This is a genomic window from Gordonia paraffinivorans, from assembly GCF_900683595.1.
Lineage (GTDB): Bacteria > Actinomycetota > Actinomycetes > Mycobacteriales > Mycobacteriaceae > Gordonia > Gordonia paraffinivorans.
In genome coordinates this window covers 1,052,801-1,078,019 of the sequence record NZ_CAACYD010000007.1, presented here as the reverse complement: position 1 = coordinate 1,078,019, position 25,219 = coordinate 1,052,801, and the positions used below count along the sequence as shown (strand labels likewise).

17 protein-coding genes are annotated in these 25,219 nt (G+C 69.6%); 1 reads left to right on the top strand and 16 read right to left on the bottom strand.

Features of this window, described 5'->3' with window-relative positions; all coding sequences use genetic code 11:
- Positions 1-15: 15 nt before the first annotated feature.
- The 8 genes from E1P53_RS17915 to E1P53_RS17880 form a co-directional block, all read right to left on the bottom strand.
- The gene (locus E1P53_RS17915; RefSeq protein ID WP_131735066.1) at positions 16-1,104 is read right to left on the bottom strand and encodes a DUF5336 domain-containing protein; all 1,089 of its coding nucleotides are present in this window, start codon (positions 1,102-1,104) and stop codon (positions 16-18) included.
- A gap of 273 nt (positions 1,105-1,377) precedes the next feature.
- Complete coding sequence (locus E1P53_RS17910) at positions 1,378-3,369, bottom strand: acetoacetate--CoA ligase (protein ID WP_131735065.1); 1,992 nt, start codon at positions 3,367-3,369, stop codon at positions 1,378-1,380.
- Entirely contained in the window at positions 3,366-5,021 is a 1,656-nt protein-coding gene (locus tag E1P53_RS17905) for an AMP-binding protein (RefSeq protein ID WP_131735064.1), read from the bottom strand. Before E1P53_RS17905 ends, E1P53_RS17910 begins: the two co-directional genes overlap by 4 nt.
- A gap of 85 nt (positions 5,022-5,106) precedes the next feature.
- On the bottom strand, positions 5,107-6,021 hold the full coding sequence (locus tag E1P53_RS17900) for an HpcH/HpaI aldolase/citrate lyase family protein (RefSeq protein ID WP_006898867.1): 915 nt from the start codon (positions 6,019-6,021) through the stop codon (positions 5,107-5,109).
- A 7-nt stretch (positions 6,022-6,028) separates the two neighbouring features.
- Entirely contained in the window at positions 6,029-6,544 is a 516-nt protein-coding gene (locus tag E1P53_RS17895) for a MaoC family dehydratase (protein WP_109237198.1), read from the bottom strand.
- A complete protein-coding gene (locus tag E1P53_RS17890) occupies positions 6,541-7,686 on the bottom strand; it encodes an acyl-CoA dehydrogenase family protein (protein ID WP_006898865.1) in 1,146 nt (381 codons plus the stop codon). The genes E1P53_RS17895 and E1P53_RS17890 overlap by 4 nt, the downstream gene beginning before the upstream one ends.
- Before the next feature lie 48 nt (positions 7,687-7,734).
- On the bottom strand, positions 7,735-9,780 hold the full coding sequence (locus E1P53_RS17885; protein WP_131735063.1) for an acetyl/propionyl/methylcrotonyl-CoA carboxylase subunit alpha: 2,046 nt from the start codon (positions 9,778-9,780) through the stop codon (positions 7,735-7,737).
- Positions 9,781-9,872: 92 nt separating this feature from the next.
- Positions 9,873-11,453: a carboxyl transferase domain-containing protein gene (locus tag E1P53_RS17880; protein ID WP_131735062.1), complete on the bottom strand. Its 1,581-nt coding sequence runs from the start codon at positions 11,451-11,453 to the stop codon at positions 9,873-9,875.
- A 236-nt stretch (positions 11,454-11,689) separates the two neighbouring features.
- On the opposite strand from E1P53_RS17880, the gene E1P53_RS17875 reads away from it, so the two are divergent.
- Positions 11,690-15,253 carry an indolepyruvate ferredoxin oxidoreductase family protein gene (locus E1P53_RS17875; RefSeq protein ID WP_131735061.1) on the top strand — a complete coding sequence of 1,188 codons (3,564 nt, stop codon included), beginning with the start codon at positions 11,690-11,692 and terminating at the stop codon, positions 15,251-15,253.
- A 50-nt stretch (positions 15,254-15,303) separates the two neighbouring features.
- Here E1P53_RS17875 and E1P53_RS17870 read toward each other — a convergent pair whose 3' ends face one another.
- The 8 genes from E1P53_RS17870 to E1P53_RS17835 all read right to left on the bottom strand — a co-directional run bounded on the left by E1P53_RS17870 (position 15,304) and on the right by E1P53_RS17835 (position 25,167).
- Entirely contained in the window at positions 15,304-16,158 is an 855-nt protein-coding gene (locus E1P53_RS17870) for a VOC family protein (protein ID WP_131735060.1), read from the bottom strand.
- Between the two features lie 95 nt (positions 16,159-16,253).
- Positions 16,254-18,215: an oxidoreductase gene (locus E1P53_RS17865; protein WP_131735059.1), complete on the bottom strand. Its 1,962-nt coding sequence runs from the start codon at positions 18,213-18,215 to the stop codon at positions 16,254-16,256.
- A gap of 230 nt (positions 18,216-18,445) precedes the next feature.
- Positions 18,446-19,300, bottom strand: coding sequence for a class I SAM-dependent methyltransferase (locus E1P53_RS17860; protein ID WP_131735058.1), 855 nt, complete (start codon positions 19,298-19,300; stop codon positions 18,446-18,448).
- The gene (locus E1P53_RS17855; RefSeq protein WP_131735057.1) at positions 19,281-19,925 is read right to left on the bottom strand and encodes a DUF5336 domain-containing protein; all 645 of its coding nucleotides are present in this window, start codon (positions 19,923-19,925) and stop codon (positions 19,281-19,283) included. Before E1P53_RS17855 ends, E1P53_RS17860 begins: the two co-directional genes overlap by 20 nt.
- Positions 19,926-20,075: 150 nt before the next feature.
- Positions 20,076-21,338, bottom strand: a complete 1,263-nt coding sequence (locus E1P53_RS17850) for an acyl-CoA dehydrogenase family protein (RefSeq protein WP_131735056.1) — start codon at positions 21,336-21,338, stop codon at positions 20,076-20,078.
- 67 nt (positions 21,339-21,405) lie between these two features.
- Positions 21,406-23,067, bottom strand: coding sequence for a class I adenylate-forming enzyme family protein (locus E1P53_RS17845; RefSeq protein ID WP_131735055.1), 1,662 nt, complete (start codon positions 23,065-23,067; stop codon positions 21,406-21,408).
- Between the two features lie 20 nt (positions 23,068-23,087).
- On the bottom strand, positions 23,088-24,062 hold the full coding sequence (locus E1P53_RS17840) for a cyclase family protein (RefSeq protein ID WP_006898854.1): 975 nt from the start codon (positions 24,060-24,062) through the stop codon (positions 23,088-23,090).
- A 280-nt stretch (positions 24,063-24,342) separates the two neighbouring features.
- On the bottom strand, positions 24,343-25,167 hold the full coding sequence (locus E1P53_RS17835) for a TetR-type transcription factor C-terminal domain-containing protein (RefSeq protein ID WP_131735373.1): 825 nt from the start codon (positions 25,165-25,167) through the stop codon (positions 24,343-24,345).
- Positions 25,168-25,219 lie beyond the last annotated feature (52 nt).

The window sequence follows — 25,219 nt, the reverse complement described above, 5'->3', positions numbered from 1 at the left end:
GGACTGCGTCGACTCTCAGCTTCCGCTGGACTGCGGCGGCTCGGGCTTCTGGAACATGGTGGTCGTCTTGTCGGCGTCCGAACCGGCATCGCCCGCACCGGAAGCACCCGACTCGGAAGCCGAGGCGCCGCCGGACGCCGAGCTCTCGGACCCGGCCGAGTACTGGCCCGGGGTGTAGCTGCCGTAGCCGTACGACGTCGCCTGGCCGGCCTGCGCCTGGCCCGACTGGGCGGAACCCGACTGGGCAGAACCCGTGCCGTGCTGGCCGTAGCCGGCCTGGCCGCTCGTGCTCTGGGTGTAGGCCGACGGGTCGTAGCCCGCCGAGGACTGCTGTCCGTACTGCGCCTGGCCACCGGTGGTGCCGGTACCGGTGCCGTACGAACCGGCCGGTGCGGTGCCCTGACCGGTCGAGTGCTGGCCGGCGGTCGCGTCGGCGCCCGCGGTCGGCGTGACGGCCGATGCCGCGCCGGCGGCGGGGGCGACCTTGAGGATGTTCGCGTCGACGAGCAGCCACGCGATCGCGAGGAGCGCCTGCAGCAGCGAGAAGATGAGCAGCACGATCGCACCGGAGCCGGTGTCGTAGTCGATCTCGATGAGCAGGAACAGCGAGATGAAGAACGACGGGACGCTCAGCGCCGCGACGACCGCCGACGGCGACTTGACGTTGGGCACCAACGAGAACAGCGCCAGGAAGCCGGCGACCGCCACGAGCGCGTACGGGGCGACGTACTCGGTGCCGAAGATCTTCACCGAGTCGTCGTAGGCCTTCGCGGCGGGCAGGTAGCCGCAGAACAGCATCACGACGCCGAGGAGGCCGATTGCGCCCGCGATCGCCGTGGGGGTGATCGCCGGGAGACCCTGGCTCGGCGGCTTCGCCGGCTGGCCGTAGCCGTACTGCCCGTAGCCCTGCTGACCGTAACCCTGCTGCTGGCCGTAGTTCTGCTGGCCGTAATCCTGCTGACCGTAGCCCTGCTGGCCGTAGTTCTGCTGGGGGCTCTGGCCGTAGCCCTGTTGGTACTGCTGGCCGTAGCCCTGCTGGCCGTACTGGCCGTAGGACTGGCCGGACTCGGGCTGCTGCCCGTAGCCCCCCGATGGGTAGCTCATCGCGATCTCCTGGTCAGGTCGTCGTGTTCATGTCAACTGGCTCGGGTCGGTGACGCGGTCACGCCCACGGCAACCGGCATGCGGCCGCCCGCACCTCCCCGATGCGTGACTCCCGGCCCACGGTAGTACATCTGACCGACGTGTCATCTGCACGATTCGTCACCGCTGAATCCTCAGCGGTGCCCACCGTACATATCCGACACGGGGTGCGCGTGGACTCCGTTCACAACGCGCCGCGCGACGCGTCCGCGCGGATCCGGTGGTGACAGCGGCCTACCAGCGATGAGAGCGGCCCTGCTCGGCGTACCACTCGATCAGCGAGTAGTCGTCGACCGACCTCGGGTCGACGTTGACCTCCGAGCGCCCGGCCAGGATCGCCGTGACCGGAACCTCGAGCTTCTTGCCGGTACGCGTGTGCGGGATGCCGGGCGCCTCGATGACCTCGTCGGGCACGTGGCGTCTGGACAACCGCTCGGCGACGGCCGACGCGATGCGCTTCTCGAGGGCGTCGTCGAGCACGGCACCGGGGACCAGCGTGACGAACAGCGGCATCCAGTACTTCCCGTCGGGGCCGTCGACGCCGAGGACGAATGCCTCGGCGACCTCGTCGAGCGATTCCACGACCTCGTAGATGTCCGCCGAGCCCATGCGTATCCCGTGCCGGTTCAGCGTGGCGTCGCTGCGGCCGTGGATGACGAGCGACCCGCGATCGGTGACCGTCACCCAGTCGCCGTGGCGCCACACCGGCCCGTCGGGATGAGAGGTCGGCCCCTGCCACTCGTGCTCGAAATACGCTGCGCGGTAGCGCGCTCCGTCGGGGTCGTCCCAGAAGGAGACCGGCATCGACGGCATCGGTTCGGTGACGACGAGTTCGCCGACCTCGCCCACCTGCGGTCGTCCATCGGGTGACCAGCTCTCCAGCGAGACGCCCAGGTAACGCACCGACAACTCGCCCGGCACGACCGGCACGCCCGTCGACCCGCCGGCGAACGCGGACACGATGTCGGTGCCGCCGCTGATCGACGAGATCGGCAGCCCCTTCTTCACGTGTTCGTCGACCCAGACGAACAGGTCCGGCGCGAGGGCGGAACCGGTGCTGCCGAGGGTGCGCAGCGCGGACAGGTCGTGCTGATCCCCCGGTTCCAGGCCGGCCTTGCGCGACGCCTGCAGCTGACCGGGCGAGGTGCCGAAGTAGGTGACCTTCTCGTCGGCGACGATCTGCCACAGCCGATCGGCGTCCGGATACAGCGGCGATCCGCTGTAGCAGACGATCCGCGCGCCGCACAGCAGACCGGCGACCTGATAGTTCCACATCATCCAGCTGAGCGCGGTCTGCCAGAAGAACACGTCGTCGGACGACAGATCACCATGGAGCGCAGTGGCTTTCAGGTGTTCGACGACCACCCCGCCGTGACCGTGGACGATGCCCTTGGGCCGGCCGGTGGTGCCGGAGCTGAACAGGACCCACAGCGGGTGGTCGACATCGACCGCCAGCGGGGAGAACTCGGCGGTGGGGGTCGACAGCGCCTCGCCGAAGTCGATCGCACCCGGCGCACCGGCGGGTGCGTCGCCGATCGTGATGTGGGCGACCAGCCCGTCGAGCAGTCCGGCGAGCTCGGCGGAGTCGGCCCGCTTGTCGATGTCCTTGCCGCCCCATCGGTAACCGGCCGCGCTGAACAGGACCTTCGGCCGCAGCTGCCCGAGGCGGCCGGCGGCGCCCTGCGGCGCGTAGTCCTGGCCGCACCCCGACCAGATGGCGCCGAGGCTCGCGGTCGCCAGGAAGGCGACGACGGCCTCGGGGATGTCCGGCAGGTAGGCGGCCACCACGTCCCCCGGCCCGACGCCGAGGTTGCGCAGCGTCGCCGCGAGCGAGGCCACCATCCCGGGCAGCTCCGACCACGCGATCTCCGTGCGCGCGCCGGTCTCGTCGAGGCCGACGATCGCGGCGCCCGGGAGACCGGCGTGCCGCAGGACCTGCGCGACGTAGTTGAGCTTCACGCCGGGGAACCAGCGGGCACCGGGCATCCGGGCGTCGGCCAGGACGGCCTCGTCGCCCTCGCCGAGGGGTTCGGCGGCCAGTTCGTCGAGGTCGAAGAACTCCCAGACGGCGCGCCAGAAGCGGGCGGGCTCCCGCACCGACCACGACCAGAGCGCGTCGTAATCGGTTGCGGTGACGCCGAATCGCTCCTCGACGTGGCGGCGGAACCGCTCGATCGCGGCGTCGGGGGTCGGCGCCGGGTCACCCGGCGGGACCACACCGGTCATCCCAGCTCCTCGATGAGATGGATGGCCTCTTCGCGCATCGCGACCTTGCGCACCTTGCCGGTCACGGTCATCGGGAACTCCTTGACCACGTGGACGTACCTCGGGATCTTGTGGCGCGCGATCTTGCCCTCGGCGAAGGCGCGGACGTCCTCGGCGGTGAGGTCGTCGGCGTGGTCGCGCAGGCGCACCCATGCCATGAGCTCCTCGCCGTACTTCTCGTCGGGCACGCCGATCACCTGCGCGTCGAGGATGTCGGGATGGGTGTAGAGGAATTCCTCGATCTCACGCGGGTAGATGTTCTCGCCGCCGCGGATCACCATGTCCTTGATCCGGCCGGTGATGCGCACATAGCCAGCGTCGTCCATCTCGGCGAGGTCCCCGGTGTGCATCCAGCCGTCGGCGTCGATCGCCTCGGCGGTCTTCTCCGGGTCGTTCCAGTAGCCCTTCATCACCGAGTAGCCGCGGGTGCACAGCTCTCCGGTCTCGTTGCGCCCCAGCGTCTCCCCCGTGGTGGGATCGATGATCTTGATCTCCAGGTGCGGTCCCACGCGTCCGACCGTGCCCACGCGCAGCTCCAGCGGGTCGTCGACCCGGGTCTGCGTGGACACCGGCGAGGTCTCGGTCATGCCGTAGCAGATCGACACCTCGCTCATGTGCATGCGATCGACCACCTGCCGCATCACGTGCTCGGGACACGGCGAACCGGCCATGATGCCGGTGCGCAGCGACGACAGGTCGGGGCGGTAGCCGTCCGGGGCCGAATCCAGCAGGGCCAGTTCGGCGATGAACATCGTCGGCACCCCGTAGAGACTGGTGCACCGGTACTTCTCGACCGCGTCGAGCGCGGCCCGCGGATCGAAGGCCGGGCCCGGGATCACCATGGCCGCACCGTGGCTCGTGGCGGCGAGGTTGCCCATGACCATGCCGAAGCAGTGGTAGAAGGGCACCGGGATGCAGATGCGGTCGTCGGCGGTGTAGCCGAGGAGCTCGCCCACCAGGTAGCCGTTGTTCCCGATGTTGCGGTGCGACAGCGTCGCCCCCTTCGGGAAACCCGTTGTGCCCGAGGTGTACTGGATGTTGACCGCGTCGTCCGGCGACAGCGAGGCGGCGACCTCGGCGACGCGGGCGAGTTCCTCCTCCGACGGCCTTGCGGTGAGTTCGGCCCACTCCGGGGACTCGAACAGCACGACGTCTCGCAGGTCCGGGCACTTGGGCCGGGCCTCCTCCAGCATCATCGCGTACCCGGAGTCCTTGAACCGCTCGGCCGCGAGGACGAGGCCGGTCCCCGACTGGGTCAGCGCGTACTCGAGTTCGTTCTGGCGGTAGGCGGGGTTGACGTTGACCAGGATCGCGCCGATCTCCGCGGTCGCGTACTGGGCGAGAACCCACTCGAACCGGTTCGGAGCCCACAGGCCGACCCGGTCACCCGGTGCGACGCCGAGGCGCAGGAGCCCGGCCGCCAGTGCGCGGACGTCACGGAGGAACTCGGTGTAGGTCCACTGCCGGCCGGCCGCGGCGTCGATGAGGGCGATCCGGTCACCGTACTGCTCGACGGTGCGCGCGAGAGTCGCCCCGATCGTCTCCTCGAGGAGGGGCGGGGTGTCGGGGCCGCGGGTGTGTGCGAGGTTCTGGGCGGGAGCGTCTGTGCTCATCTCGTGCTCCGGTCTGTCGGGGATTCTGAGAGTGGGGGATTCTGAGAAGTCGGGGAAGTCTGGATACGTTGGGGGAACGGAGGACTCAGGAGTCCTCGGTGGATTCGCCGGAGGCCACGCGGGAGAGGACGACCTCCGCCTGCCGCAACACCGGGCCGTCGATCATCTGGCCGTCGAGGCTGAAGACCCCGCCGTTGTGTTCGGCGGCGCCCTCGAGCACCCGGCGCGCCCACTCGACCGCCTCGTCCGAGGGTCGGTAGCCGGCGCGGATGTGCTCGACCTGCGACGGGTGGATGCAGGCGGTCGCGGTGTACCCCAGGGCCACGGCGTCGCGGACCTCGGCGATCAGCCCGTCGACGTCGTCGATGTCGAGATGCACCGAGTCGATGGCGAACTTGCCGTGCGCGGCGGCTGCGATGCGCACCATGGAGCGCACCCAGGAGGCCACGTCGCGATACTCGCCGGAACGCGGCTCGTCGGGGCCGAACCGGCTCGACGACCCGCCGAGACCGGCGACGAGATCCTCGGCGCCCCACATCAGGCCGATGCAGTTGGAGGTCGCGGCGATCTCGTTGGCGCGGGTCGCCCCGAGCGGGGTCTCGATGAGCGCGATGGTCTGCAGCGCGGTGTCGAGGATCGACGCCACGTCCTCGGACTTCGCCTGCATCACGACGCGGTAGTTGGTCTCCGCGACCGCGGCCAGGTCGCGGCGATAGTCGCCGGTGCCCGCCGGGTTGATCCGGACGATGGTGCGATCGGGGTCGATCGGGTTGGCGACCAACGCCTCCCGGGCCGCGGCCCGGTTGTCCGGCGACACCGCGTCCTCGAGGTCGAGGATCACCACGTCGGCGCGGTCGAGTGCCTTCTGGTAGCGCTCGGGCCGGTCCGCGGGACAGAACAGCAGCGCCGGGCCCGACGGGAGCCAGGCGTTCAGCAGTTGGGGGTCTTTGCGATCCGTCCCGCCCACCAGCGAATTGTCCGCGCTTGCATCGAAGACCATCGTCGTCTCACTCCGTAGGTTGTCTGCGCACCAACGTGGCCCGCGCGGCTCGCGCGACGACCTCGCCGTGCTGGTTGCGTCCGATGTGGGTCAAGTTCACCACGCCCTCCCCCGGACGCGACCTCGATTCGCGCTTACCCGTGCACACGGTCTCGGCGTAGAGCGTGTCGCCGGCGAACAACGGTGACGGGAAGGCGACCTCGGAGAAGCCGAGATTGGCCACCAGGGTGCCCTGAGTCAGCTGGCTCACCGACAACCCGACGATGGTCGAGAGCGTGAACATCGAGTTGACGAGACGCTGACCGCCGAACCCGGGCTGCTGCGCCGACCACGCGGCGTCGAGGTGCAGCGCCTGCGTGTTCATCGTCAGCGTCGTGAAGAGCACGTTGTCGGCCTCGGTCACGGTGCGTCCGGGGCGATGCTCGTAGATCGTGCCCTCCTCGAACTCCTCGAACCACAGGCCGCGCTGGATCACCCGGCGCGGGCTGTCGGCGGCGTTCCCGGCGCCGCTCGCGGTGCTCATGCGAACCCCAGCTCTCGCGCGATGAGCATGAGCTGGACCTCGGTGGTGCCCTCGCCGATCTCGAGGATCTTGGAGTCCCGGTAGTGGCGCGCGACGGGATATTCGTTCATGAAGCCGTAGCCGCCGTGGATCTGGGTCGCCGTCCGCGCGTTGTCCATGGCGGCCTCGCTGGCGATCATCTTCGCGATCGAGGCCTCCTTCTTGAACGGCTTGCCGGCCAGCATCTTCGCCGCCGCGTCGTAGTAGGCGGTGCGCGCCACGTGCGCGCGGGCCTCCATCCGCGCGATGGCGAACGACACCGACTGGTACTCGCCGATCGGCTTGCCGAAGGACTGGCGTTCCTTGGCGTACTTCACGCTCTCGTCGACACAGCCCTGCGCGGCACCGGTGGCGAGCGCCGCGATCGCGATGCGCCCCTCGTCGAGGATGGACAGGAAGTTGGCGTAGCCCCGGCCGCGCTCGCCGAGCAGGTTCTCCTTTGGCACCCGCACGTCGCTGAAGGTGAGCGGGTGGGTGTCCGAGGCGTTCCAGCCGACCTTGTTGTAGGCGGGTTCGGCGGTGAATCCCGGTGTGCCCGAGGGCACGATGATCGTCGAGATCTCCTTCTTGCCGTTCTCCTTCACCCCGCTGACCGCGGTGACGGTGACCAGCGAGGTGATGTCGGTGCCGGAGTTGGTGATGAACTGCTTGTTGCCGTTGATGATCCACGAGTCGCCGTCGTCGCGGGCGGTGGTCGCGGTGGCCCCGGCGTCCGATCCCGCACCCGGTTCGGTGAGGCCGAACCCTGCGAGCGCCTTGCCGGCGGTGAGGTCGGGCAGGTACCTCTGCTTCTGCTCCTCGGTGCCGAACTTGTAGATCGGCATGGCGCCGAGACTCACACCGGCCTCGAGGGTGATGGCGACCGACTGGTCGACCTTGCCGAGCTCCTCGAGCGCGAGGGCGAGGGCGAAGTAGTCGCCGCCCATGCCGCCGTACTCCTCGGGGAAGGGCAGGCCGAACAGTCCCATCTTGCCCATCTGGTCGACGACCTCGTACGGGAAGCTGTGCTCCTCGTCGTGCTTTGCGGCCACGGGGGCCACGACCGACTGCGCGAAGTCGCGCACCGTCTCGATGAGGTCGGTGTATTCCTGGGTGAGTTCCATGTCCTGCAGTCCTTTACGTCTCGTCGGTGGGTTCGGGGTGCCCGCGCATCACCGCGCGGGCGCGGGCTCGGCGGCCTCTGCGGGTGTGATGACCGCGAGGACCTGCCCGGCGTCGACCTTGTCCCCGACCTTCACCGACACCTCTGCGGTCCCGTCGATCGGCGCGGAGAGCGTGTGTTCCATCTTCATGGCCTCGACGACCACCACCGCCGCGCCGGAGGCGACCTCGTCGCCGGAACCGGCGGCCACGGCGACGACGGTCCCGGGCATCGGGCTGGTGATCTCGCCGGCGCGCTCGTCGGCGGCCTCGTCGAGGACGGGGCGGGCGAGGTCGAGGATCCAGGTGCCCGAAGGCCCGGAGACCCACCAGGATTCGCCGACGAGAACCGACGACCACGACTGGCTGACGCCGTCGACGATGAGCCGGGCCGACCCCTGCCCGTCGCCCGCGGGCAGGTAGACGACATCCGCCTCCCACGGCTCGGCGTCGTCGACGCCCTCGACGGCGACCGTCGCCCGGCCGGAGACGGCCTGCGCGTCGGCGTGGTCGACCCGGATCGAGACGGTGGAGTGGTGCCCGCCGCTGACGAGTCGGGTGATCACCGGTGCGGTGTCGCCGATGCGCCACCCGACGGCCGACGACCACACGTCCCCGCTGTCCCGGACCCCGATCCGGGCCAGGCCGACGAGGACCTGGGCCTCCGGCGAGGGTTCGGCGACCTCGTAGTCGGCGACGAGCCGGTCGAGCAGTTCGGTGTCGAGGTCTGCGTCGACCACGGCCGGCTGCCTCAGCACGAACCGGCAGAAGTCGATGTTGGTGACCACGCCGAGCACCCGCGTGTGCGCCAGCGCCTGGTCGAGGCGCTCGAGGGCCTCCTCCCGATCGGTCCCGTGGGCGATGACCTTGGCGAGCATCGGGTCGTAGTCGCTCCCGACGCGCAGCCCTTCGAGCATGGCGGAGTCGACGCGGACGCCGCTGCCCGGCGAGGTGTCCGGGTGCACCAGGTGCTCGATGGTGCCGCCGGTGGGCAGGAAGCCGCGCGCCGGGTCCTCGGCGTAGACGCGGGCCTCGATGGCGTGCCCGGTCAGCGTGATGTCGTCCTGGGCGAACCCGAGCTCCTCGCCGCGGGCGACGCGGATCTGCTGCTCCACCAGGTCGATACCGGTCACGAGTTCGGTGACGGGGTGCTCGACCTGCAGCCGGGTGTTCATCTCCATGAAGAAGAACTCGTCGGGCCTGTGCGCGGAGACGATGAACTCGACCGTCCCGGCGCCGGTGTAGCCGACCGAGCGCGCCGCGTCGCAGGCGGCCGCGCCGATCCGGGCGCGGGTGTCGGCATCGAGCAGCGCCGACGGCGCCTCCTCGATGACCTTCTGGTGCCGGCGCTGCAGCGAGCACTCGCGCTCGCCGAGGTGCACGACGTTGCCGTGCCGGTCGGCGAGGACCTGGACCTCGATGTGTCGCGGGGTGTCCACGAAATGCTCGATGAACAGCGCGTCGTCGCCGAAGGCGGCACCGGCCTCGCGACGTGCGCGCTGCAGCGCCGCCGGCAGTTCGGCGGGCTCGGCGACGCGGTGCATGCCCTTGCCGCCACCGCCCGCGCTCGGTTTGATGAGCACCGGGAATCCGATGTCGGGCGCCGCGGCGATCAGGTCCTCGTCGGTCAGGCCGGGACGCGACAGACCGGGGACGACCGGGACGTCGCGGGCCGTCACGGCCGCGCGTGCGGTGATCTTGTCGCCCATGGTCGCGATGGCCTCGGCGGGCGGTCCGATGAAGACGATGCCCACCTCGGCGAGCGCCGCGGCGAATCTCTGGTTCTCCGAGAGGAATCCGTAGCCCGGGTGGACGGCGTCCGCTCCGGTCTTGCGCGCGGCGTCCACCACCGCCTCGATGTCGAGGTAGCTCCGGGCCGCCTCGGCGGGCCCGATGCGCACCGCGACGTCGGCCTCGCGGACGTGGCGCGCCTGCGCGTCGGCGTCGGAATAGACGGCGATGCTGCGGATTCCCATGCGGCGCAGCGTGTCGATCACCCGGCAGGCGATCTCACCACGGTTCGCCACCAGGACACTGCGGATGGGTCTGGTGCTCACGGTCGGGGTCCTTCGTGCATCGGTTGCGGCATCGGGGGATTCGGTGTGATCGCGGGATTCGGCGACCTGCTGCTGTACCTCCACCATCGCGATCACATCCGGAAGACGCCGTAGCGCGGGTCGGCGAGGGGTGCGTGGCGCGCCGCCTCGAGGGCGAGCCCGAGCAGCGTGCGGGTCTGGGCCGGGTCGACGATGCCGTCGTCCCACAGCCGCGCGGTCGAGTAGTAGGCGTCGGACTGGCGCTCGAACTGCTCGCGGATCGGGGCCTTGAAGGCCTCCTCGTCCTCGGCCGGCCAGGTGTCGCCCGACCGCTCGATCTGGTTGCGGCGCACCGTGGCCAGGGTGTCGGCGGCCTGCGGGCCGCCCATCACCGAGATGCGGGCGTTGGGCCACATCCACAGGAAGCGGGGCGAGTACGCGCGGCCGCACATCGAGTAGTTGCCGGCACCGAAGGAGCCGCCGATCATCACGGTGAACTTCGGGACGCGCGCGCAGGCGACGGCGTTGACCATCTTGGCGCCGTGCTTGGCGATGCCGCCCTGCTCGTAGGCCTTGCCGACCATGAAGCCGGTGATGTTCTGCAGGAAGACCAGGGGGATGCGACGCTGATCGCACAGTTCGATGAAATGCGCGCCCTTGAGGGCGGATTCGCTGAACAGGACGCCGTTGTTGGCGATGATGCCGACCGGGTGCCCGTGGATGTGGGCGAAGGCGGTGACGAGGCTGGTGCCGTAGTTCGCCTTGAACTCGGTGTATTCACCGGCGTCGCACATGATCTCGATGACCTCGCGCACGTCGTAGGGAGTGCGCGGATCGGTGGGGACCACGTCGTAGATGTCGGTCTGCGGGCGCAGCGGGTCGCGCGAGGGGACGGTCTCCCACTGCGGCGCCTCGCGCGGGCCGAGGGTCGCGACGATCTCGCGCACCTTGGCCAGCGCCTGCTGGTCGTTGTCGACGAGGTGGTCGGTGACGCCGGAGACCGACGAGTGCATCGCGCCGCCGCCGAGGTCCTCGGCCGAGACGTCCTCGCCGGTGGCCGCCTTCACCAGGGGCGGGCCGGCCAGGAAGATGGTGCCCTGGTTGCGGACGATGACGGTCTCGTCGCTCATCGCCGGGACATAGGCGCCGCCCGCGGTCGAGGAGCCGAGCACGGCCGCGATCTGCGGGATTCCGGCGGCGCTCATGGTCGCCTGGTTGTAGAAGATCCGGCCGAAGTGGTCGCGGTCGGGGAAGACCTCGTCCTGCTGCAGCAGCATCGCGCCGCCGGAGTCGACGAGATAGATGCAGGGCAGCCGGTTGGCCGCGGCGATCTCCTGCGCCCGCAGGTGCTTCTTGACGGTGATCGGGTAGTACGTGCCGCCCGACACGGTGGCGTCGTTGGCGACGATCATGCATTCCCGCCCGGCCACGCGGCCGACGCCGGCGATCACGCCCGCGGCCGGCGCCTTGTCGTCGTACATGCCGAAGGCGGCGAGCGGCGCGACCTCGATGAACGGGGAGCCGACATCGAGGAGACCGTCGACGCGGTCGCGCGGGAGGAGCTTGCCGCGTGAGACGTGGCGTTCCCGCGCCTTGGCGCCGCCCCCTTCTGCCACCTTCGCGAGGCGCTGGCGGAGCAGATCGAGATTCTGCTGGTGCACGGCACGGAAGCCGTCGAGCGTGCTGGTCACCATCGACCCTTCAGTTAGTTGGAATTAACTGAATGGTGATCGTAGAGCATCCAGTGGCCCGTGTCACGCGGGTCGTGCCGAAGTTGCGCTCCCGACACCGATCGGTGCGGTCGACGTGACGCGGATCACCTTCATCTCGTAGTGTGGTGGGAGGCCCACCACCCTCGGGCCGCGACAACCGATGCGTCCACCCCGGCACCACCGGGACGACCACCGCACATAGAAGGCCAGGTGACCCCATGACCCTCGCAGACGACCGCGCCCGCCCCCAGCAGGTGCCCACCCCGCAAAGCCGCAGGCCAGAGCCCATCTCCGAAGGGTTCTCCCTCGAGGACCGATACACCCGCGAATCGGGCACCGTCTACCTCACCGGCATCCAGGCCCTGGTGCGCATGGTCCGCGACCGCGCTCGCGTCGACCGCCGCCAGAACCTCGAGACCGCATCGTTCATCTCCGGGTACGAGGGCTCCCCCCTCGCCGGCTACGACCTCGAACTGGCCCGCCGCCGCGACCTTCTGACGCCCTACGACATCGTCCACCGCCCCGGCCTGAACGAAGAGCTCGCCGCGACCTCGGTCATGGGCTCCCAGGTCGCCGCGCAGGTCGCCGACCTGGCCCCGGGACCCGACGGCAGGCCCCGCGACGGCGTGGTCGGCTACTGGTACGGCAAGGCGCCCGGCCTCGACCGCGCCACCGACGCGCTGCGGCACGCCAACCTCGTCGGCACCCACCCGGACGGCGGAGCGGTGGCGATCGTCGGCGACGACCCCGGCGCCAAGTCCTCGACCGTGCCCTGCGCCTCCGAGATGGCGCTGGCCGACCTCTACATCCCGATCCTCTACCCCGCCGATTCGCAGGACATCCTCGACCTCGGCGTCCACGCCGCCGTCATGAGCCGCGTCAGCGGCCTGTGGACGTCGCTGAAGATCTCGGCGCATGTGGCCGACGGCGCGTCCACCGCCCAGGTCGACCCCGACCGCACCGTCCCCACCTACAGCGATCTCGGCCGCAGCCCGCACGTCCCGAGCGGACGACTGCTCGGCGCCAACCTGATGGAGCTCGAACAGAACCAGCTGACCACCCGGATCCCACGGGCCCTCGAGTACGCGCGGCTCAACGGCATCAACCGGATCGTCGTGTCCACCCCCGACGACCGCATCGGCATCGTCGCGGCGGGCAAGACCTATCTCGACCTCCGCGAGGCGCTGCGCCTCATTGGAATCGACGACGCCGACCTGCGCCGGCTCGGCATCCGCATCCTGAAGCTGGGCATGGTCTACCCGCTCGAGCGCGACATCCTGAACCGCTTCATGTTCGACACCGCGCGCGGCGATCTCGACGAGGTCATCGTCATCGAGGAGAAGCGCGACTTCATCGAGACGATGATGCGCGACATCCTCTTCCGCCACCCGCGGGCGCCGCGGATCGTGGGCAAGGTCAACGAGGACGGCTCCACGCTCTTCTCGCGCTTCGGCGAGCTCGACGTCGACGCGGTCACCCGCGGCCTCGCCGCCCGCCTCGCGCGGCATCACGTCGAAGCGGCGCAGGCCTGGATCGACCGGAAGTCGCAGCGCCGCACCAGGATCGAACTCCCCCTCGCGGTGCGCACGCCGTACTTCTGCTCCGGGTGCCCGCACAACAGCTCGACCAAGGTCTCCGAGAACACCCTCGTCGGCGCGGGGATCGGTTGCCACGCAATGGTGTTGCTGATGGACCCGCGCCAGGTCGGCGACATCGCCGGCGTCACCCAGATGGGCGGCGAGGGCGCGCAGTGGATCGGCATGGCGCCGTTCGTGTCCGCCGACCACTTCGTCCAGAACATCGGCGACGGCACGTTCGCCCACTCGGGCTCGCTCGCCCTGCGTGCGGCGGTGGCCTCCGGGGAGAACATCACTTACAAGCTGCTCTACAACGGCACGGTCGCGATGACCGGCGGCCAGGACCCGGTCGGTGAGATGGACCTGCCGCGCCTGACGTCGCTCCTCCTCGACGAGGGGGTCGCGAAGGTCGTGGTGACCTCCGACGACCCGAAGCGCACCAGGGGCCTGGGCCTGCCGAAGCGCGTCGAGGTCCGCCACCGCGACGACCTGCTCGACGTGCAAACCGAGCTCGCCGCGGTTCCGGGCGTCACGGTGCTCGTCCACGACCAGCACTGCGCCGCCGAGAAGCGCCGCAAGCGCAAGCGCGGCCTGATGCCGACCCCGACCACGCGCGTGATGATCAACGAGCGCATCTGCGAGGGCTGCGGCGACTGCGGAGAGAAGTCGAACTGCCTGTCGGTCCACCCGGTGCAGACCGAGTTCGGCCGCAAGACCCAGATCGACCAGAGTTCGTGCAACCTCGACTTCTCGTGCCTGAAGGGCGACTGCCCGTCGTTCGTCACCGTCACCCCGGGAACGGCGCGCACCCGCAAACGGGCCGCCGACATCGCCGACGCCGACCTGCCGCAACCGCCGATCCCGGCGGTGCGCGACACGTTCACGCTGCGCGTCACCGGCATCGGCGGCACCGGCGTGGTGACCGTCTCGCAGGTGCTGGCCACCGCCGCGGTGCTCGACGGCCACGCCGCACGCACCGTCGACATGACCGGCCTCGCGCAGAAGGGCGGCGCGGTCGTCAGCGACATCAAGATCGCGCCACACGCCGTCGAGCAGGCCGCGAAGGTCGCGAGCGACGACTGCGACCTGTATCTCGCCTGCGATCCGCTGGTCGCCACCGATCCGGTGAACCTCAAGGTCGCGGCACCGGAGAAGACCGTCGCCGTGGTCTCCACGACAAAGGTCCCCACCGGCCTGATGGTCATCGACACCTCGGTGGGCTTCCCCGCCGAGACCGCCATCCACTCGGCGATCGACGCCAAGGTGGCCCGCGGGCTCTACCTCGACCCGGGCGCCCTGTCGACGTCGTTGTTCGGCGACGAGCAGTACGCGAACATGCTCATGGTCGGCGCCGCCTACCAGGCGGGCGCACTCGCGGTGACGGCGCAGTCGATCGAGCGCGCGATCGGCCTCAACGGCGTCGCGGTGGACGCCAACATCCAGGCGTTCCGCCGTGGCCGCCAGGCCGTGGCGGAGCCGGACGCGGTGTCGGCGACCATCGCCGACCTGCACGGGGCCGCACGCACCGAGGTCGAGCCGAGCGCACACGCGACGCGCATGGTCGACGGGCTCGGACTCGACGCGGACCTGACCCGCGCCGTCGCCGTCCGCTACGACGAGTTGATCGCCTACGCCGACGAACGGTACGCGCGCGAGTACCTCGGCGTCGTCGAGCGGGTGCACCGCGAGGTCGGCGACCCGGCGTTCACCGACGCCGTGGCCCGCAACCTGTACAAGCTGATGGCGTACAAGGACGAATACGAGGTGGCCCGGCTGACGCAGGATCCGACGTTCGCGGCGCAGGTCGCCGATCAGTTCGGCGAGGACGCCGAGGTCGCCGTCCGACTGCATCCGCCGACGCTGCGCCGGCTGGGCATGCGGGAGAAGATGTCCCTCGGCGCCTGGGCCGACCGCCCGCTCGGCACGCTCGCGAAGCTGAAGAAGCTCCGCGGCACCCCGCTGGACCCGTTCGGGCGCAACGAGATCCGCCGCACCGAGCGGGCACTGATCGCCGAGTACCGCGAGCTTCTCGACGCCGTGCTCGCGGGCCTCGCCGACGGTCGGATCGGCGAGGCCGAAAGGCCCGCCGTGGTGGAACTCGCCGGACTTCCCGACATGGTGCGGGGCTACGAGAGCGTCAAGATGCGCAACGTCGAGAAGTACCGGGCGGAGGTCGCTCGTCTACGGGAATCGATGGGGATCTGACGAGCCGGGGATGATCCGGCGAAACCCGGGAGTCCCACCACGACGGGGGTCTATGCCTGTCGGACCGACAGGACCGAGCGGGCCTCCTCGCGCACGACGCGCTCCTCGGCGGGCAGGGTGAACAGGGTCAGCTGCTCGCCCTCCGAGGTGCTCATGCGCAGGCAGTTCTGCTCCCACGGGGTCGTGGTGACCTCGCCGTCGCGCGAGACGCCGACGTCGGCGAGCACCTTCGCGAGGGCCTCGATCTCGTCGACGTCGCGGACCTCGACGCGCAGGGCGTGGTCGCCGGCCACCTGGCGGCCGAGCTCTGCGTCGTCGACGAGTTCCCACTGCGCCTCGTCGAACAGCTCGACCGCGGCGGGCACGACGCCGAAGAGGACGCCGCGCTGGCCGGCCGGGTGCGTCCACTCGTCGACGATCTCCATGCCGAGACCCTCGCGATAGACCTTCACCGCCTCGTCGAGGTCCTTGACCTTCAGGCAGATGCGCAGCTCGTCGAAACGCCGAGTGGTCTCGACCGGCTTCTTCGGCTCGGTGAGCGCGGGACGGCTGATGAGGACGTAGACGTGGCCGTCGGGTGCGCGCAGGTGCGACCATGCGGTGCCCCACGAGTCCTCGACCCCGTCGTGGACCTCGCCGATGAACTCGACGCCCTTGGCCTCAAGCTCGGCGCGTGCCTCGCGCGCGTCGTCCACGATGAGGCCCGCGACGGGGTGCTCGAAGAACGAGTGGTCGTCGTCGGTCGGCTGGAACACCTCGAGCGCCGAGCCGTCCGGGAATCCGAACACGACTGCGTTCTGCTGCTCGCGCTCGACCTCCAGGCCGAGCGTCTCGGCGGCGAAGTCGCGCATCGCCTGGTAGTTCGACGTGTGCGAACCAACCCAGCTGATCCCGTGGATCTTCATCTTGTTCCTCTCCTGATGACCATCGTCACCGTTTCGCCCGGTATGGGAATTCTGTTGTGTGCGAACCGATACCCGTACAGATTCGGGGTATCGGGTCAGAGTGACCGCGCGGTGAAGAACGCCGTGTGGATGGCGTCGAACACGCGCCCCGGCTCGCGGGCGGAGCCGATGACCCGGACGTCGACGCCGGCGGCCTCGAGTTCGTCGGCGAGCGCGGAGTCGGCACGACGCCGGCCGAGCGCGAGCACGACGGCGTCGGCCGGAACGGTCTCCACTCCTCCGGCCGTCTCGACGCGGACGCCCTCGTCGTCGATCCCGACGACGGTGTGACCGCACCGGACCGAGACACCGGCCGCGTCCAGGAACAGCGGCAGCCGCTCGGCGTCGGTGAAGACCTCCTCGCCGGCGAGCAGTCCGTCGTTGGACTCGACGATCGTCACCGTGGTCGCCTCGCCTGTCGCCGCGGCCGCCGACACCCGAAGCGCGACCTCGCACCCCTGGAATCCACCGCCCACGATGACAACGCGGCCACGCGGCGCATCGGTCACCCGAACCTGCGCGGCCGTGCGAACCGGGAGTCTCCCCTCGATCGGGAACCGCGGCGACTCGTCTGGGGCGCCGGTGGCCACCACGGCGGCGTCGAATCCGCCCTCGGCGATCGTCTGCGCGTCCGCGGCCCGGGCGACGACCCGGATGTCGCGCCGCGACACCTCGTGGATCAGGTGCCGGGCCAGTGCCGCGAGGTCCTGCTTGACCGTCGATCCCTGCGCGTGGTTCAGCAGGCCGCCGAGTTCACCGGGTTCATAGAGCGTGACGTCGTGGCCGCGGTCGTGCAGGACGGCGGCGGCGTGGAGCCCGGCCGGACCGCCGCCGATCACGGCGATCCTCCTGGACTCCTCGGCCGCCGTCACCGGGAACCGGCCTTCCTCGGCGACACTCGGATTGACGCTGCAGCCGACACTCCGCCCCCTGTTCAGCCCGCGATGGAGGCAGCCGTCGTTGCATCGGATGCACGGCGTGATCTCCAGCACGCGACCGGCTTTCGCCTTGCGCGCCCAGTCCGGGTCGGCGAGCAGCGGGCGTCCGAGGGAGACGAAGTCGGCCGAGCCGGAGGCCAGGATCTCCTCGGCCGTCTCGGGCGAGACGATCGACCCCGACGCGATGACCGGGATGGAGACCGCGTCCTTGATCTTCTCCCAACCCCACCGGTGGGGAGTCCGCACCTGGTACCAGGGGCTGACCTCCCATTCCATGCCGGCGTGGTGCCCGCCCGAGCAGTGCAGCACGTCGACGCCGTGTGCCTCGAGACGACGGCACAGCTCGACGGTCTCCTCGATGGGGATGCCGTCCGGCTCGTAGTCGGTGACCGACAACCGGATGCTCAGCGGGAAGTCGCGGGGGACCTTCGCCCGGATGTCGTCGACGATCCGCAGCAGCAGCCGCGCGCGGTTGTCGAAGCTGCCGCCGTACTCGTCCGTGCGCCAGTTTGTATGCGGCGACAGGAAATTCGTGATCAGGTAGCCATGCCCCGCATGCACCTCGACGATATCGAAGCGTGCTGCATGGACACGTGCGGCGGCGTCGCCGAACGCGCTGACCACCGCATCGATCTCGTCGACGGTCATCGGGGTCGGCACCACGCCGTACTGACCCTCGACATCCGACCACGACGAGTCGGTGGCCGACTCGATGGGAGCGGTGCCGAGGAACTTCTGCCGGCCGCCGTGCGCGACCTGCAGGCCGACGCGGGCTCCGGTGGCGTGCACCTCGTCGACGACCCAGCCCAGGCCCGGGGTGTGCTCGCGGTGGGCGTTGCCGAGCTGGTTGTGGATCGCCTTGCTCGCGTCGGAGTCGATGAAGCTGTACTCCATCATGACCAGGCCGACGCCGCCCTGCCCGAGTCGCTTGTAGTGCTCGACCGTCCGCGCGGTGACGGTACCGTCCGCGTTGGAGGTCGCTGTGCTCTGCGGCGACTTGAGTATCCGGTTGTCGATCTCGAGGGTTCCGATCCGACCCGGCGTGAACAGGTGCGGATAGTGGGCGGCGGTTCTCGGCATGTGGCCTCCAGGGGCTGTGCGCCTTCGGCGCGAGGAGGCTTCGCGGCTCGGGAACCTCACCGATCCGCTAAGTGAATACATTTTTGTGTGCAATTAGTCTGCACCACCGCCCATGGGCGTGCAAGAGATCCGAGCAGATCGTTTACACATACGAAACGCGCCGAGGGCGCACAGTGGCGACCGGAACGCGCCGAGGGCGCACAGTGGCGACCGGAACGCGCCGAGGGCGCTCAGTGGCGACTGGACTGCGAGGAAGCCGTGCGTCGACGCAGCCTCGCGACGACGGTCTGCCCGTCATCGCCCGCTATCGCATCGATGTCGAGATCTCGTCCTCGTTCCCGGCGGGCGATCGCCCCGAACTGGGCGACGTTCATCTCGACGAGCAGCACGCCTGAGCCCGACAGCCACTCGCGTGCGTCGTCGACGAGTGCGGTGACGTGGTCGAGACCGTCGGCGCCGCCGGTCAGGGCCCGCCGCGGTTCGTGATCACGGGCCTCGTGTGCGAGAAGGTCGAAGGCCGGGTCCGGCACGTAGGGCGGCACCGCCGCGATCACGTCGAAACGTCCGCGGAGCCCGGTCGGCACCCCCTCGAGGCCCGGACCGTGGTGGACCCGCGCGTGGTCGGGCAGATTCCGTCTCGCGTGCACGAGCGCGGTGTCATCGATGTCGGCGACGTGCAGTCGCGTGCCGCGCACCGCAGCCGCCACCGTCGCGGCTATCGGCGCGACGCCGCAGAATGCCTCGAGCACGATCGGATTCGCGCGCTCCCTCACCGCCCGCACCGCATGCTCGGCCAGCAGCAGCGAGCGTTGCCGCGGCACGAAGACACCGGACCCGACGCTCAAGCACAGGTCTCCGAACCGCACCCGGCCCACGATGTGCTCGAGCGGCTCGCCGGCCACACGGCGTGCACGCCACTCGTCGAGTTCGTCCGGCCCCGAGGCGTTCTCGTGCAGGAGGGAGGCCTCCGCCTCGGCGAACACACAGCCGGCGCGCCGGAGCGCGACAACCAGCGGCTCGTCGTCGCGAACCGCGGCCGGGAGCTCGATTCCCGGCCGCTGCGGGTCAGGCAGGTGGGACGTCATCCTTCCTGAGACCGTACAAGAACGACGCCGTCAGAAGCAGTGTCACCTGCAGGAACCCGAGTATCAGGCCGACGATGGCCCCGGCGCCGAGATCGAGGAACGGCGGCACGACGAGGGCGGCGGCGAACAGGGCGAGCCAGCCGGCCACGGCGGCCACCGCCAGGAACGGCAGCGCCTTCCGATATCTCGGGACGAGCGTGAAGGTCGTCGCGACGCCGATCGCCCCCAGCAGGATGAAGAACTTGCCGGGGTTGAGCACGACCTCGTAGGAGAAGAAGCCCGGGATGCCGCCGCTCCCCTCCTCGAAGTCACGCCCCCACCGGTCGATGTCCTCCTCGGCCGCGGCCGACACCGAGACCCAGCTGACGAAACCCATGAAGTAGGTGACGACCCCGGCGACCGCGGCGCCGAGCGCGGCGAGGACCGCGGGCTCGGGACGGGGCCTCGCCGGCGGCGCCATCGGCGGCGTCGGCCCCCAACCGCCGGTCGGGTACCCGCCCGGGCCGGACGGGCCCCATTGGGGGCCGGGTCCACCTGCGGGTCCACCGGGGACCCCGCCCGGTGGCGCCCCCGGCGGGGTCGGCGACCACTGTCCGCCCTGCTGGCTGGGATCGGCTTGGTTCACGGCGCGCTCCTCTGATGTCTCCCCCGTACGGCCACGCAGTCGATGTCGTGACCTGCGGCCCAGCGTAAGCCGACCGGCAATCCGCCGCAGGCGGGCGAGAGGAGATTCATCCGGGCGGCCGGATGCGGAGACCGCACCCGGCCGTCACGGTCAGCGCCGCAGCTCGCGCTTGGCGATGGTGCGCAGGTGCACCTCGTCCGGACCGTCGAAGATGCGCATCGCCCGATGCCAGCCGTACAGCGCGGCCAGCGGGACGTCGTCGCTGACGCCGGCGCCGCCGTGGACCTGGATCGCGCGGTCGATCACCTCGAGCGCCACCCGGGGCACCGAGACCTTTGCGGCCGAGACGTACGGCGCCGCAGCCTTGTTGCCGAGCTCGTCGATCGTCTTGGCGGCAAGCTGGCACAGGAGGCGGGCCTGGTCGATGGCGATGCGCGACTCGGCGATCTGCTGCTGGACGACGCCGTGCTCGGCGAGCGGCTTGCCGAACGCGACGCGCGCCTTGGCCCGCCCCACCATGTGGTGCAGGGCCCGCTCGGCGGCGCCGAGCGCACGCATGCAGTGATGGATGCGCCCCGGCCCGAGACGCGCCTGCGCCATCGCGAATCCGGCGCCCTCCTCCCCGAGGAGGTTGGTGACCGGGACACGCACGTTCTCGTAGACGATCTCGACGTGGCCGTGCTGGTCGTGACGGCCGAACACCGGCACGTCGCGCACGACGGTGACGCCGGGGGTGTCGATCGGCACGAGGACCATCGACTGCTGGCGATGGGTGTCGGCCGACGGGTCGGTCTTGCCCATCACGATGAGGATCTTGCAGCGCGGGTCGGCGGCGCCGCTGGTCCACCACTTGCGACCGTTGATGACGTACTCGTCGCCGTCGCGGACGATGCTCGTCTCGATGTTCGTGGCGTCCGAACTGGCAACGTCCTTCTCGGTCATCGAGAAGGCGGAGCGGATGGTGCCGCCGAGCAGCGGTTCGAGCCAGGTCTTCTTCTGCTCGTCGGTGCCGAACAGGTGCAGCAACTCCATATTGCCGGTGTCGGGCGCCTGGCCGTTGATCGCTTCCGGTGCCAGGTGCAGGCTCCAGCCGGAGATCTCGGCGAGACCGGCGTAGTCGAGCTGGCTGATCCCGGATTCCGACGGCAGGAACAGATTCCACAGTCCGCGTGCGCGCGCCTGCGCCTTGAGTTCTTCGACGACGGGCGGGACATCGTGGTCGTCGGGGCCGGCCGCGCCGCGTTCGTGTTCGTATCGCGCCTCGGCCGGGAAGACCTCCTCGTGCATGAACGCGATGAGCTTCTCGCGCAGCTCGAGGGCCTTCGGCGACGGGCGGAGGTCGAGGGTCTCGGCGGGCGCACGGAAGGTGAGGTCCGGATGGATCGCGGCGTCGGCCGCGGGTGTTGAGCTCATGATCTCTCTCCTGCAAGAAGACGTCGTCCTCCCCACCGCCGATGCCGGCGGTGGGGAGGACGACGAATCACTGTCCTACCGTGCGCAGTTCGCGCCGCAGCAGCTTTCCGGTCGCGGTCTTGGGGATGTCGGTCATCACCACGACCTCACGCGGGTACTTGTAGGCCGCCATGCGCTGCTTGCAGTGCTCGATGAGCTCCTGCGGCTCGGCGGTGGTGCCGGGACGCAGGCTCACGAACGCCTTCACGGTCTCGCCGCGATAGGAGTCGGGCACGCCGATGACGGCCGCCTCGCGCACCGCAGGGTGCTCGTAGAGCACGTCCTCGACCTCGCGTGGCCAGACCTTGAAACCGCTGGTGTTGATCTGGTCCTTCTTGCGGTCGACGATGTAGAACCACCCGTCGGCGTCCATGTAGCCGACGTCGCCGGTGTGCAGGATGCCGTTCGGGATGCCCTTGGCGGTCGCCTCCGGCTTGTTCCAGTAGCCGGCGACCACCTGCGGACCGGCTGTGACCAGCTCGCCGATCTCACCCGCGGGCAGGTCGTTGCCCTTCTCGTCGACGATGCGGACGATCGTGTCGTAGATCGGCACGCCCACCGAGGTGGCACCGGTCTCCTCGTCGGCCGGGGCGGACACCCCGAACGGAACCGCATGCGACGGCGAGGTCGTCTCGGTCAGGCCGTACACGTTGTGGATGTAGTGGCCGAACCGGTCCTTGAACTCCGCGATCGTGCTCGGCGGGATGGGTGCTCCGCCGGAGTAGATCTTGGAGAGGCTGGCCAGCGCCTTCGGATCGACGTCCGGCACGTTCATCAGTGCGATGAACACCGTGATCGAACCGACCGTGAACGTCGCCTTCTCCCGCTCGATGGTCGCGATGGTGTCCTTGGGATCCATGCGGTACATCAGGACCAGCGGGGCACCGGTGAGCTCGGCGAGCGCGATGTGGGCGATGAGACCCGTGATGTGGAAGAGCGGTGCCACACCGAGGATCACGTCGTTCGAGTCGATGCCGACCCAGTCGCGGTAGGTCTGCGCGTTGAAGACCACGTTGCGATGGGTGGTCATCGCGCCCTTCGGCGGGCCGGTGGTCCCCGAGGTGTAGGTGAGGAACGCGACGCTGTCGCCGTTCAGGTCGGCCTTCGGCGGCCGCTGGCCGCGGTACTTGGCCAGCATCGTCGCCATGTCGACCGTGTCGGGGCACTCGACGACCTCGACACCGGCCAGCGTGCCGGTGTTCGCGGTCTGGTACTCCAGCTCCGACGTGGTGATGACCGTGCGCACCGAGGTCTCGTTGTCGCGCAACGACTCCTGCGCGACGTCACGGTACAGCGACTGCATCGCGACCAGCACGGTGGCGCCGGAGTCGACGAGGATCTCGGCGAGCTCGCGGCTGCGGTACATGGGGTTGGCCGAGACGGCGATGCCGCCGGCCTTCCAGATGCCGAGCTGGGCGATGACGAACTGCGGGATGTTCTGGGCGTAGACCACGGCGCGGTCGCCCGGGGTGAAGCCGAGATCCAGGATGCCGACCGCGAACGCGTCGCTGAGCTCGTCGAGTTCGCGCGCCGAGATCGTGCCGTCGAAGTACCGGATGATGTCGGCATCGGGATTCCGGGCCACGGTGGCCGCGAACATGTCGACGGCCGAGTCGAATTCGATCGTGCGCGGCGCGAGATCCTGCTCCCGGTAATGCTTGCGCCACACCATGTCGTCGTAGACGCTCATGTCTGCTCTTCTCACCCTTCTCAGCGAATGACGACGGGGTTCACCGGCGCGCCGGTGCCGCTGACGACCTTCAGCGGGGCCGCGACGTACAGGAAGCTCCAGCGGTTGTCGGCCGCACATGCCTTGGCCAGTTCCTCGAGCCACACGATCTCGGTGAACACCACGCCGAGGTTGCGCATGAGGGCGTTGTGCAGCGGCAGCGCGACACCCGAGACCGGATCGGTGGTGACCTCGTTGGCGATGGTGTCGGTGACCAGGTTCGGGATCTCCTTGTCCTGGAACCACTCCACCAACTCGCGCGAGTAGGTCAGACCCGGCTCACAGAAGCCGTCGTAGAAGGTCTCGGGATCGTTCAGGTCGTACCAGTACTTCAGCCAGCCGGTCCGGATGATGAGGACGTCGTGCGGCTCGATGGTTACACCCTGTGCGGCAGCGGCCTCTTCGAGGTCCTTGTGGTCGAAGGTCTCACCCTTCTCCAGGTACTCCTTGCCGCGGTGGCGCGCCATGTCGATGAGCACGCCGCGGCCCACCACGCCCTTCTCGGCGATCGGCAGGACCGAGGCCTTCTCCAGGGCGTCGACGGTGCTGCGGGCGTCGTAGCCGTTCCAGAGCTTGCCGTCGTACCAGACGTGGCCCAGCGCGTCGTACTGCGTGGAGCCCTGGAGGAAGATCTTCGCGGTGTCGTCGGCGTAGTGCAGGCCGCCCGGGAACTGCGGAGCGCCGTCGCCGTCCCACGAGGCCTCGTCGAGGATGTTGGTGCGCGAGATGCCCTCGCGGCCCGGCCACAGCGGATCGCCGGGGCTCTCCTTGCGACCCATCTCGATCTGCAGGGTGAAGGTCTCGCCCGACTTGATGTGCTGCACGCCGCGCAGCACCTCGCTCGCGTCGAGGTAGTTCAGGGCGCCCACCTCGTCGTCGGGACCCCACTTGCCCCAGTTCGACGGGGCGTCGGCACCGAGCAGCTCGGCCATGGACGGTGCGGTGTTCTCGGTCATCTCATCTCCTTTGATTCATCCCACGACCGGCGGCGGACGACCGGGCCGAGGACTCGACCTGATGGACTGAACATCTCACTGAACTGTCCGAGCGCTCGCTCGGTGAGTTCATTGTGACGAGCATCGCACCCCGACGCGAAGTCGTCAAGTGCCGAAATCGGCGATGTCCCAATGTTTGTCGGGAAGGCGCAAGAATCCGCAGGCCATCGACGATGTTCAGGATGGCTGAACACTACTGAACGGCGTGCTCACGACCCGCCGCAGATACCGAAATGCAGCGCTACCGCTGCGCGGCGGCACCCACCATGTCGAGCGCCAGGCCCGCGTACTCCCGCGCGAGCCGGCGGCCCTCCGCACGGTCGACGTCGTCGAGCCAGGTGGGCACCGCCAGGCACATCGTGACGATGGCGCGCGTCGCCGTCGACAGGTCGCCGTCGCGGAAGGCGCCCTGCTCGGCGGCCTTTCGCGCGGTGTCGAGCAGGCGCTGTTCGATCTGGGCCATCGACGCCTTGAGGAGCGACCGGTTCGGTTCCTCGAGGCGACGCAACTCGGTCGCGAGCACCAGCGCGAGCGGCCGGCGTTCGACGTGGAAGAGCGTCAGCGCCTCGACCATGTTCGCGAAGGCGGTCACCGGTTCCGCGCCGGCCGCGGCAGCGTCCAGGCGTCCGACCAGATCGCTGTGCGCGAGGTTGACCAGCGCGACCAGCAGATGCTGTTTGCTCGGGTAGTGGTGGTAGATCCCGGCCACGCTGATGTCGGCGCCGGCGGCGATCAGTCGCATCGTCGCGCCGTGATAGCCCAGCTCCTCGAAGACCTCGATGGCCGACTGCAGCACCGGATCGAGCGTGAGCGGCGGGAACTCCCGCCAGTCGGTGGGCTCGGGATCCTTCGGCGGCGGGGCCTCCGGACGCGGCTCGAGCAGCCGCGAGACCGGGACGTCGAGGCAGCGCGCGATGTCCCGGAGCCGGTCGACGGTCAGCCCGACCTTGCCGTTCTCGATCGCGCTCATCGTCCCGACGCTCACCCCGATGCCGGCGGCCAACCCACGCAGCGTCACGCCCGCCTGCTTGCGCAGTTCGCGGACGGCGGCTCCACTGTCGGTCATCGGCTGTTCGGCCACGCTGAACACCTTATGGGTAGCGCTCGGTTTTCGTAGA